Here is a 9,870-nt window from a genome sequence, read left to right as displayed (position 1 = left end):
TAAGTTATCCCCAAAAGATCATCAAAAAGAGGTGTATTCTATAGCGAGATCTCAAGGATCGCTATCCTTAAAAAATAATTATCCCCAACAAGATCATTCTTTGTCAGCATCCTCGATCATCAAAGATCAAATTCGATCCTTTTATTCAACAAATAGGGAAAATCCCGCTTTATTAAGCGATCCAGATTGATCTATAATGGCGCCCCTTTGATCTGTTAACAGATCCTCTTAACTACTAGATGTAGTGTCCATACACAGAGTTATCCACATCTTATAGTGTGTGGGGGGAGTTGATCTAAGGATACGCTGGCAGAAATAACCCACTTGCTGACTTTCGTTGTTGACGGGGACAAGTAAAGTGATTACAATTCGGCCTCTTTTTTACCCTTACCTCTATTCGTGGAGATAAGGATATGTTCACTAATAACAAAGACGGATTGCCATCATGAGTAAACGTACTTTTCAACCTAGCAACCTGAAGCGCAAGCGTTCTCACGGCTTCCGCGCTCGTATGGCTACTGCAGGCGGCCGTAAGGTGCTTGCACGTCGTCGTGCGAAAGGTCGCGCTCGTTTATCTGCTTAATTAAGTGGATAACTAGTTGACTAGCTATACCTTTACGCGGGAGTTACGCTTGCTAACTCCCGCGCAATTTAAATCTGTATTTTCCAATCCCATCAAAGCATCTTCTGCTGAAATAACCTTGCTTGCCATTCCTAATTCGGAACAACATCCGCGTCTGGGTCTTACTGTTGCTAAACGCTACGTAAAACGTGCCAATCAGCGAAATCGCATTAAGCGAGTGATCAGAGATAGTTTTCGCCTCAATCAACACAATATTCCTCATCTTGATATTGTTGTGCTGGTTAGAAATGGGGTGATGGAAATGGAAAATGCCGAACTCAACAAGTTGATAGAAAAGCTATGGCGCAAACTCAGTCGCCGCTACAATGGCTAGCAACCACGTTTATTCGTGGCTATCAAATCTTCATCAGCCCAATCTTGGGACCTCGATGTCGTTTCAATCCCACTTGCTCTCATTACGCCATTGAGGCAATAAAAGTGCACGGAACCGCGAAAGGTTGTTGGTTTGCATTGAAACGCATATTAAAATGTCACCCTTTGCATCCCGGCGGTAGTGATCCCGTCCCCCCTAAAAATGACAGGTGTAATAAATAGGCTATGGAATCTCAACGCAATATATTGCTAATAGGACTACTGTTTGTCAGCTTTTTGCTGTGGCAACAGTGGCAAGCAGACAAAGCTCCAAAACCCGTTGCAACCGAATCGTCTGTAGTGGCGAATGCGACCACTAATCACAGTGCTGATGTTCCAGAAGCGGATACTGGTGTGCCAGCAGCAGTCGCTGCGACGCAAAATCTAATCACGGTTAAAACCGATCAGCTCGATGTGCAAATCAACCCTGTGGGTGGTGATATTGTTTTTGCTGCACTGGTTTCACATAAATTGGAACAGGGTAAAGACCAGCCATTTGTTTTGCTTGAGCAAACCAAAGATTACACTTATATCGCTCAGAGTGGCCTAATTGGCCGTGATGGTATCGATAGCAGTGCTAAAGGTCGCGCCGCATTTGCCGCCAGCAAAACTGAATTTACCTTAGCCGATGGCCAAGACACCTTAGAAGTACCACTGACCTATGTGGCTGATAACGGTGTGACTTACACAAAAGTGTTTGTATTCCATCGTGGCAAGTTTAACGTTGATATCGATTACAAAATCAACAACACCTCAGCTGCTCCATTACAAGTTCAGATGTACGGTCAGATTAAACAGACCATCAAGCCATCTGAAAGCAGCATGATGATGCCAACTTACCGTGGCGCCGCGTTTTCGACTCAAGATGTACGTTACGAAAAGTACAAGTTTGAAGATATGAGCAAGAGCAACCTCAATCAACCGACTCTCGGTGGTTGGGCGGCGATGCTGCAACATTACTTCGTATCAGCTTGGATCCCACCAGCAACCGATAGCAACACGATTTTCTCGAGTGTAAGCGCTGGCGGTTTAGCGAACATTGGTTTCCGTGGCGCGGTATATGATATTGCACCAGGTGCAACGCAAGAAATTAGCTCACAGTTCTATGTTGGCCCTAAAGATCAAAAAGCGCTATCTGCGTTATCTGATACCTTAAACCTAGTAGTTGATTACGGTTTCCTTTGGTGGTTAGCCGTTCCAATCCACTGGTTATTGATGTTCTATCAATCATTTGTGGGTAACTGGGGTGTGGCAATTATCCTGATCACCTTAACCGTTCGTGGTTTACTGTTCCCGCTTACCAAAGCGCAGTACACCTCAATGGCTAAGATGCGTAACCTACAGCCAAAACTGCAGGAACTAAAAGAGCGTTTCGGCGATGACCGTCAAAAGATGGGTCAAGCCATGATGGAACTGTATAAGAAGGAAAAAGTTAACCCTATGGGTGGCTGTTTACCTATTATTTTACAGATGCCAATCTTTATTGCCCTATACTGGGTATTGCTAGAGAGCTTCGAGCTGCGTCACGCACCATTTATGTTATGGATCCACGACTTATCAGTACAAGATCCATACTACATTCTGCCGCTGCTGATGGGTGTGTCCATGTTTGTGATGCAAAAAATGCAACCCATCGCACCGACAATGGACCCAATGCAAGTGAAGATGATGCAATGGATGCCAGTGATCTTTACCGTATTCTTCCTGTGGTTCCCATCGGGTCTAGTACTGTACTGGTTAGTGGGTAACATTGTTGCCATCATCCAGCAGAAGATTATTTATGCAGGTCTAGAGAAAAAAGGCTTAAAATAAGCCCAAGCGCTAGATCGGAGCTAACAGCTCAGCATATTCAAAAAGGCGGCTTCATTGGCCGCCTTTTCCTTTAGGTAATTTGATCGATATTAATGGGTATTTCCGTGACAACTGACACTATCGTGGCACAGGCCACCGCGCCCGGACGGGGCGGCGTAGGTATCATTCGTATCTCTGGTGATAAGGCAACCGATGTGGCCATGGCCGTATTGGGTCATTTACCTAAACCCCGTTACGCCGATTACTGCGACTTTAAAAATGCCTCAGGCCAAGTGATAGACCAAGGTATCGCACTGTTTTTTAAAGGCCCTAATTCCTTCACGGGTGAAGATGTATTAGAGCTGCAGGGCCACGGTGGTCAAATCGTCCTCGATATGCTGATCAAGCGCGTATTAGAAGTCAAAGGCATTCGCATCGCCAAACCTGGTGAGTTTAGCGAACAGGCCTTTATGAACGATAAACTAGACTTAACCCAGGCCGAAGCCATTGCCGACCTTATCGATGCCACCAGTGAGCAAGCCGCCAAAAGCGCGCTGCAATCACTGCAAGGTGAGTTTTCGAAGGAAGTGCATGAGCTGGTGGATCAAGTCACCCATCTGCGTTTATACGTCGAAGCCGCGATTGATTTCCCCGATGAAGAAGTCGACTTTTTAAGTGATGGCAAAATTGCCAATGCACTCTACAAAATCATCGACAAACTCAGCGCCGTCCAAGCCAGTGCCAAGCAAGGCTCGATTATCCGCGAAGGGATGAAGGTGGTGATTGCCGGTCGCCCCAATGCCGGAAAATCCAGTCTACTTAATGCGCTCGCCGGTAAAGAGTCGGCCATTGTGACCGAAATAGCTGGCACCACTCGCGATGTGCTGCGCGAACACATTCATTTAGATGGTATGCCACTGCATATTATCGACACCGCAGGTTTACGTGATACCACAGATACGGTTGAACAAATCGGTATCGAGCGCGCTTGGAATGAAATCAACAGTGCCGATCGGGTGTTGTTTATGGTCGATGGCACCACCACGGATGCCGTCGATCCCCACGATATTTGGCCGGATTTTATCGATCGTCTCCCCACCAATTTAGGCGTGACCGTTGTCCGCAATAAGGCCGATCTCACCGGTGAAAACCTCGAGATGACTGAAGAAAAAGGCTATAGCGTGTATAGGATCTCGGCCAAAACCGGTCTGGGCGTAGAGGAATTAAAGCAACACCTTAAATCCTTGATGGGTTATCAAAGCAACCTCGAAGGTGGCTTTATCGCCCGTCGTCGTCACCTCGAAGCATTGGATGTTGCCGCAAGCCATCTGCAACTAGGTAAAGAGCAATTAGAGGTTTATCTCGCAGGTGAACTGTTAGCAGAAGAGCTCAGAATGGCGCAACTCGCCCTGTCTGAAATCACTGGCCGTTTTACTTCAGACGATCTACTCGGCAAAATTTTTAGCTCATTCTGTATTGGAAAGTAAAAGAGTAAACGCATCCGATAAATTAAAATCAATATTATTATTTTTAAATATTTTATTGATGATTAAAAGGTTGCTATCAAAAAGCATATGCCCCTCGTTAACATTTTAACGAGGGGCATTTTTTTGCAAAAAACTGGACCCTACCACAGAGAAGCTATTCCGCAGCCGCGCGGTTTAATCGATCCCAAATATCAGCCCACTCCTCAAGACGAGGCGGCGCTTCAACCAAAAGTGTTTTAATCCCCTTTAGGTCTAATGCGTAAAGAGAGGCATAAAGTGCTTGTCGATATCCTTGGTGGTTGTTAGGTAATATCAGCTTATGTTGGCAATGGATATTTTCCATCTGTGCAGAATATCCCAATATCCCCGTAGCTTCAGGCTCTGCATAAAATTGCGTTGCGAGTGAAGCAGCACAAATCACGACTTTGGCATTAGGTTGATAATGGACTTTCATATTGCCAGAAATAGCTTCTTGATGGCATTCAGGCGTAATAACGGGGAACGGTAAGTAGGGCTGAAAATCCCTCGCGGATAATGGACCACTTCGTAAAATCTCAGCTTGATTTTCACTGATCCGTAAAATAGTCGACTCAGTACCCACACTGCAAATGCCGCCATCGAGTACAGCAGCAATCCTTCCATCAAGCCCACTCAATACTTGCTCTGCACTGGTCGGGCTGAGTTTTTTATGTAAGTTTGCAGATGGAGCAGCAACGGCAATATTGAACTGTTGCAGTAGTGATAAAAGCACCGGATGATCAGGCATTCTTATCGCAATACTGGGCAATCCACCGGTTATAACATCCGAAACCGAGGGATGACGCTCAAAGATAAGTGTCAGCGGCCCAGGCCAAAACGCCTCGGCAAGTGGTGCAACCCAATCTGGAATAACGTTAACCCAACGAGAAAGCTGATCGATGCTGCCAATATGAGTTATGAGTGGATGATTTCTAGGACGTTGTTTAGCCAAAAAAATCTTTTCAACCGCTTCAGGGTTACTGGCATCCGCCGCAAGCCCGTAGACAGTTTCAGTCGGTACTGCGACTAGTTCGCCCGCGATTAGCAACTCTCCCGCACGTTGTAAATCATCAGGATTCAGCGCATTAAGTCTTTCTGTTCTCATGGATTACACCAGTGGCAACGATAAGGATCAGCCACACTCTCCTCTTTGGTTTCAATTTGTTGATATTGGCAGTGAAGACATTGACGGATAAAAGCTTTAGCGAGATCTGTTGGCGTACCACACTCGCGGCAAGGCAAACCAACGATGCGATCGCGTAGCCAGAAATCCGCTTGATGACATTGTGGGCAGTGTGTTTGAAGGCGCTCAACCAGTTGCTGTGCAGCCTTGATAATATATTGCTGCCGCAGCGGAGAATGCATCGCGCGAAGGTCTGGAGCGACATCAATTGGGCAAGCAAAACGACCATTTTCAGGCCCTAGATTCATCGCTTCTAATGTGGCCAGCAACATATCTAGATTAGCTACACCTTTGATCGTATGACCATCAACCTTAACTATCCACGCTTGACCCTCTTCGGCACCAGATAACGCCGCACTAAGTGCACTCACATCATCCCCTTGGAAACTTTGCAAGCTTACCGGACCAGATACATTCGCTACGATATCAATATTTTGCCTTGCATCATGCAGTACGATTAGCTCCGTATCCCAATTCATTATTCCTGGCAAAGGCCCTCCACCAAAGCTACCTTCGCTGCCTAACCCCGCCTCTAAACCTGTTAACTCACAGGCGAGTCGCGCTTTTTTCTTAGCGCACTCTAGTGGTGAAAGCGTACGCTCAACTTCTCCAGAAAAGGTGCCCAGCATGTCGGTATCAAATGCATCCGTTGCGACAATTTCAATCCCAAGTGGCGACAGAATTGGCGCAATTTGTGCTGCCTTGCCATGTTTGCTTAACAAGGCAATTCGCTTTGGCATTTTATAATGTGATTGATGATCCATGATGAATACTCACTCCTGAAGTGAGGGGGGTAATTCTTAACTTTAAGCAAACCTAGCCCTCTACAACGCGATAACGACGCTGAATAAGGAAGGCTATTGTTGCCGTATCAGTGATGGGATGTAAAATAGATAGATATTTACATAACGTTCTATATAAGTGAACGATTCTATGAGAAACCTCAATTTTCACCATCTACATTACTTCTGGACTGTCGCTAAAGAAGGGCATTTAACTCGAGCCTCCCAGAGGCTAAACATTTCACAATCGGCTTTATCATCCCAGATCAGACAGTTAGAGGAACAACTAGGGCATGATCTGTTTCACCGTCAAGGCCGAGCATTATTACTGACAGAGGTTGGGCATCTCGTTCTCGAGTACGCTGAAGGAATTTTTAATTTAGGCCACGAATTGCTTTCAGTTATGGAAAATGGCGAGCACCAAAGGCTTCAGCTACTAAGAATAGGTGCAGTGGCGACCCTTTCACGCAATTTCCAAGAAAACTTACTACGCCCGGTCATTAAATTAAATAACGTCAAACTTGCTTTAAAATCATCCAACTTTGATGATCTACTCGAGCAATTGCGTGTACATAAATTAGATTTGATCCTCTCAAATCGCCCTGTGGCATCGGACTCTTCAACCCCTTGGCGCTGTAAATTAATTGCTCAGCAAGGCGTATGCTTAGTCGGCCCAAATAAAGCGGAATTCAATGCATTACGCTTTCCAGAGGATCTCACAAAAGTAAAATTACTATTACCAGGCCCCGACAGTGATATTCGTAGGCAATTTGATTTGTACTGCGAGCAACATGGTCTCTCACTAACCCCTTATGCAGAAGTCGATGATATGGCGATGCTCAGACTATTAGCGCGGGATTCGGGTGCGGTGGCCGTGGTACCTGAAGTGGTTGTACAAGATGAGATTCAAGCGGGACTATTGAAAAACTACGCGGCCTTAGATTGTGTGACTGAAAGTTTTTATGCCATAACCGCTAAAAGACACGTTGATTTACCGATCTTACATACTTTGTTAAGCACAAAAATGGAGTAACTGATATCACAATCAGTCGATTGGGATTGATTTTAGTTGCACATAAGCGGCAGGTGCGTTTATTCATCTATTAACCCGATCTGAGGTGTTTTGCCAGCCAATTTAGGGCTGAAATTGGCTGGCATTTTGCAGCATCATTGGCTTAAACCAATGAATTACCAAAATTTAAACATCTTAACCAAAAAATATCAGCTCAATCATACCTGCCGGTAGTGATCTTGCATTTGGTATGAACGGGCATACAGTGCAAACACTAATGCCGCCAAAATAGCAAAACCCGCAAAGAAAAACATTTGGAATGCCGTCACGCTCATCCCCGTTTGCATTATTTGCTCAGTCACAGCAGGACTTTTAACACTCACATTGGCAAGCAATACCCAGAGGTTACCAACGGTAACGGAAAGCGTCCAAAAACTCATGATAGTCCCTTTCATCGCTTTAGGCGCTTGGCTATAGGCAAACTCTAATCCTGTCGCCGAAACCAGAACTTCACCAAAAGTCAGCAAAGCGTAAGGTAGAATTTGCCAGAAGATCGAAAGTGCTGAACCACCATCCATCATCAATTGAATCGTCCCCACCACAATCCAACTCAATCCAGTAATGGCAATCCCCGCCCCCATTTTACGTAATGCGGTTAACTTAATCCCCATACGCTCAATCGCGGGGTATAACACAAAGTTATTAAATGGAATCAATAACATCACTAACAGTGGATTTAAAGCCTGCATCATTGCAGGTTCAAACCACGAAGGTTTAACCATATCGTTAGCCTGCAAAATCCAAGTCGAAGCCTTTTGATCGAATAGCGACCAAAATGGGGTCACCAACGCAAATAAGACCAGAATTCGAAGAACTGAGCGTACGCCATCTACCGCAATATCAGGATGACAGCTTCGAGCACGCTCAAGTTGTAATGAAGCGCCAGCTCCTACAAACCCCATCAGTAGCACCATAGCACTACAAAGGCCCGCGACGATTCCTAGAGTTGGGATATTCACCAGCGCATAGGCAGCAGATATCCCACCAATGAGTGCCAACACTAAACCGATATTTCCCTTACCTTCCACTTTAGTCAGCAAAGCACTACGGATCACAGGTAAAAAACCATGGGGATCCTTTGGTTCTGGCGGCATATGCACATAACGCTTACGACCTAACCAGAAAAATACCGTCGCTATAAACATCAGCACGCCGGGTATCCCGAAAGCAACAGCGGCACCAAAGTTTTTAAGTAACAATGGCATAGATAAGGATGCGAAGAAAGAACCAAAGTTGATCGTAAAGTAGAACATATCAAAGGCTTTTTGAGCCAATGACTTATTAGTCTGATCAAATTGATCGCCCATAAAGGAAGATACTAAAGGTTTTATCCCACCAGAACCTAAAGCAATTAAAAATAACCCCGTATAAAAACCTTGCACACTGTGCTCAAAAATCGCCAAAAAAGCATGGCCCACGCAATAAAGTAAGCTTAACCAAAGAATGGTGTTGTACTTACCAAAAAATCTATCCGCAATCCAGCCACCCAATAATGGGAAAAAGTACACACCAATTACAAAGGAATGGAACACGTCCTTAGCCACAGCGCCACGGAGATCCTCCGGAATGGACAGCAAAAGTGCTGTCATTAAGAAAGGTGTTAGAATGTTGCGCATGCCGTAAAAGCTGAAACGCTCACAAGCTTCACTGGCAATAATATAGGGGATTTGACGTGGCCATTTTGGCGCATCAACAGGTGTAGTCATCTGTTATCCTATTATAATTGTTATAAAAAACTTAAGGTTATCGGTATAAAACCAAGATTGCAGCCAAGGATACTAACAGACTGCGAATCAATATTGGCTAAATTTATACAACAAAATACGCTAAGTAGATGTAAGCCCCAAAAATGATAGAAAATTAACGACCACAGAGAGCAGTAACAATGACCAAAATTGCTATATTAGTCGGTACCACCCTAGGCAGCAGCGAATATATTGCAGATGAAATGCAGGCTCAGCTGACCAAATTAGGGCATGAAGTAGACACTTTTTTAAGTCCAACACTGGATTTACTGCAACCCTATTCCCTCTGGATCATCGTTTCATCAACCCATGGCGCAGGTGATCTTCCCGATAATCTACAGCCATTTTGTAAAGAAGTTCTACTCAATACACCAAATCTACACCAAATTAAGTTCGCATTATGTGCCATTGGTGATTCGAGTTATGACACCTTTTGCCAAGGCCCAGAGAAGCTTGTTGATGGACTTGAATATAGCGGTGCAAAAGCGTTTGTGGATAAGATCCAGATCGATGTACAACAGGATCCTGTGCCAGAAGACCCAGCTTTAGCGTGGTTGGCACAATGGCAAGATCAAATTTAAGATCCTCATTTTCAAAATACCTGAAACAACCCACAGTTTAGATCTTATTTATCCACAAAAAACTATTTATATGTATATTTTTGTGGATAAACTATTATTTAGATCTGATCAACCTCTGTGCTATTCACATCATGATCCGCTCAAAGATCCACCCTGTGGATAAATAGCGGATCTATCCCCACCTTTAATGACAGTAGATCTCGGTTAGATCACAGGA

General features: G+C 44.7%; 10 protein-coding genes. 7 read left to right on the top strand and 3 right to left on the bottom strand.

Annotated elements, in window-relative coordinates; genetic code table 11:
• The first annotated feature begins 445 nt into the window (after nucleotides 1-445).
• From rpmH to mnmE, 5 genes are all read left to right on the top strand, one after another.
• On the top strand, nucleotides 446-583 hold the full coding sequence (gene rpmH, locus FJD32_RS22495) for a 50S ribosomal protein L34 (RefSeq protein ID WP_011070423.1): 138 nt from the start codon (nucleotides 446-448) through the stop codon (nucleotides 581-583).
• 16 nt (nucleotides 584-599) lie between these two features.
• The gene (gene rnpA, locus FJD32_RS22490; RefSeq protein WP_011070422.1) at nucleotides 600-956 is read left to right on the top strand and encodes a ribonuclease P protein component; all 357 of its coding nucleotides are present in this window, start codon (nucleotides 600-602) and stop codon (nucleotides 954-956) included.
• Nucleotides 923-1,177, top strand: coding sequence for a membrane protein insertion efficiency factor YidD (yidD, locus tag FJD32_RS22485; RefSeq protein WP_037413461.1), 255 nt, complete (start codon nucleotides 923-925; stop codon nucleotides 1,175-1,177). Before rnpA ends, yidD begins: the two co-directional genes overlap by 34 nt.
• 3 nt (nucleotides 1,178-1,180) lie before the next feature.
• Complete coding sequence (gene yidC, locus FJD32_RS22480; protein ID WP_037429332.1) at nucleotides 1,181-2,806, top strand: membrane protein insertase YidC; 1,626 nt, start codon at nucleotides 1,181-1,183, stop codon at nucleotides 2,804-2,806.
• A gap of 104 nt (nucleotides 2,807-2,910) precedes the next feature.
• Entirely contained in the window at nucleotides 2,911-4,272 is a 1,362-nt protein-coding gene (gene mnmE, locus FJD32_RS22475) for a tRNA uridine-5-carboxymethylaminomethyl(34) synthesis GTPase MnmE (RefSeq protein ID WP_140907427.1), read from the top strand.
• Between the two features lie 154 nt (nucleotides 4,273-4,426).
• On the opposite strand, the gene FJD32_RS22470 is transcribed toward mnmE, so the two are convergent.
• Together FJD32_RS22470 and FJD32_RS22465 are read right to left on the bottom strand one after the other, a co-directional pair.
• A complete protein-coding gene (locus FJD32_RS22470) occupies nucleotides 4,427-5,395 on the bottom strand; it encodes an L-threonylcarbamoyladenylate synthase (RefSeq protein ID WP_140907426.1) in 969 nt (322 codons plus the stop codon).
• The gene (locus FJD32_RS22465; RefSeq protein ID WP_140907425.1) at nucleotides 5,392-6,237 is read right to left on the bottom strand and encodes a DUF6671 family protein; all 846 of its coding nucleotides are present in this window, start codon (nucleotides 6,235-6,237) and stop codon (nucleotides 5,392-5,394) included. The genes FJD32_RS22470 and FJD32_RS22465 overlap by 4 nt, the downstream gene beginning before the upstream one ends.
• A gap of 169 nt (nucleotides 6,238-6,406) precedes the next feature.
• On the opposite strand from FJD32_RS22465, the gene FJD32_RS22460 reads away from it, so the two are divergent.
• A complete protein-coding gene (locus tag FJD32_RS22460; protein ID WP_088586440.1) occupies nucleotides 6,407-7,288 on the top strand; it encodes a LysR family transcriptional regulator in 882 nt (293 codons plus the stop codon).
• A gap of 197 nt (nucleotides 7,289-7,485) precedes the next feature.
• Here FJD32_RS22460 and FJD32_RS22455 read toward each other — a convergent pair whose 3' ends face one another.
• Entirely contained in the window at nucleotides 7,486-9,033 is a 1,548-nt protein-coding gene (locus FJD32_RS22455; protein WP_037429342.1) for a POT family MFS transporter, read from the bottom strand.
• A gap of 179 nt (nucleotides 9,034-9,212) precedes the next feature.
• Here FJD32_RS22455 and mioC point away from each other — a divergent pair, with 179 nt between their 5' ends.
• Nucleotides 9,213-9,653, top strand: coding sequence for an FMN-binding protein MioC (mioC, locus tag FJD32_RS22450; RefSeq protein WP_037429343.1), 441 nt, complete (start codon nucleotides 9,213-9,215; stop codon nucleotides 9,651-9,653).
• Nucleotides 9,654-9,870 lie beyond the last annotated feature (217 nt).

The organism is Shewanella sp. LC6, from assembly GCF_006385735.2.
Lineage (GTDB): Bacteria > Pseudomonadota > Gammaproteobacteria > Enterobacterales > Shewanellaceae > Shewanella > Shewanella xiamenensis.
This window is presented reverse-complemented; position numbering and strand designations above follow the sequence as displayed.

What these genes read in the sequence shown, in the direction of transcription:
- rpmH (WP_011070423.1), top strand. Translation starts at nt 446, where the DNA reads ATGAGTAAACGTACTTTTCAACCTAGCAACCTGAAGCGCAAGCGTTCT.
- yidD (WP_037413461.1), top strand. Translation starts at nt 923, where the DNA reads ATGGCGCAAACTCAGTCGCCGCTACAATGGCTAGCAACCACGTTTATT.
- yidC (WP_037429332.1), top strand. Translation starts at nt 1,181, where the DNA reads ATGGAATCTCAACGCAATATATTGCTAATAGGACTACTGTTTGTCAGC.
- FJD32_RS22470 (WP_140907426.1), bottom strand. Translation starts at nt 5,395, where the DNA reads ATGAGAACAGAAAGACTTAATGCGCTGAATCCTGATGATTTACAACGT.
- FJD32_RS22465 (WP_140907425.1), bottom strand. Translation starts at nt 6,237, where the DNA reads ATGGATCATCAATCACATTATAAAATGCCAAAGCGAATTGCCTTGTTA.
- FJD32_RS22460 (WP_088586440.1), top strand. Translation starts at nt 6,407, where the DNA reads ATGAGAAACCTCAATTTTCACCATCTACATTACTTCTGGACTGTCGCT.
- FJD32_RS22455 (WP_037429342.1), bottom strand. Translation starts at nt 9,033, where the DNA reads ATGACTACACCTGTTGATGCGCCAAAATGGCCACGTCAAATCCCCTAT.
- mioC (WP_037429343.1), top strand. Translation starts at nt 9,213, where the DNA reads ATGACCAAAATTGCTATATTAGTCGGTACCACCCTAGGCAGCAGCGAA.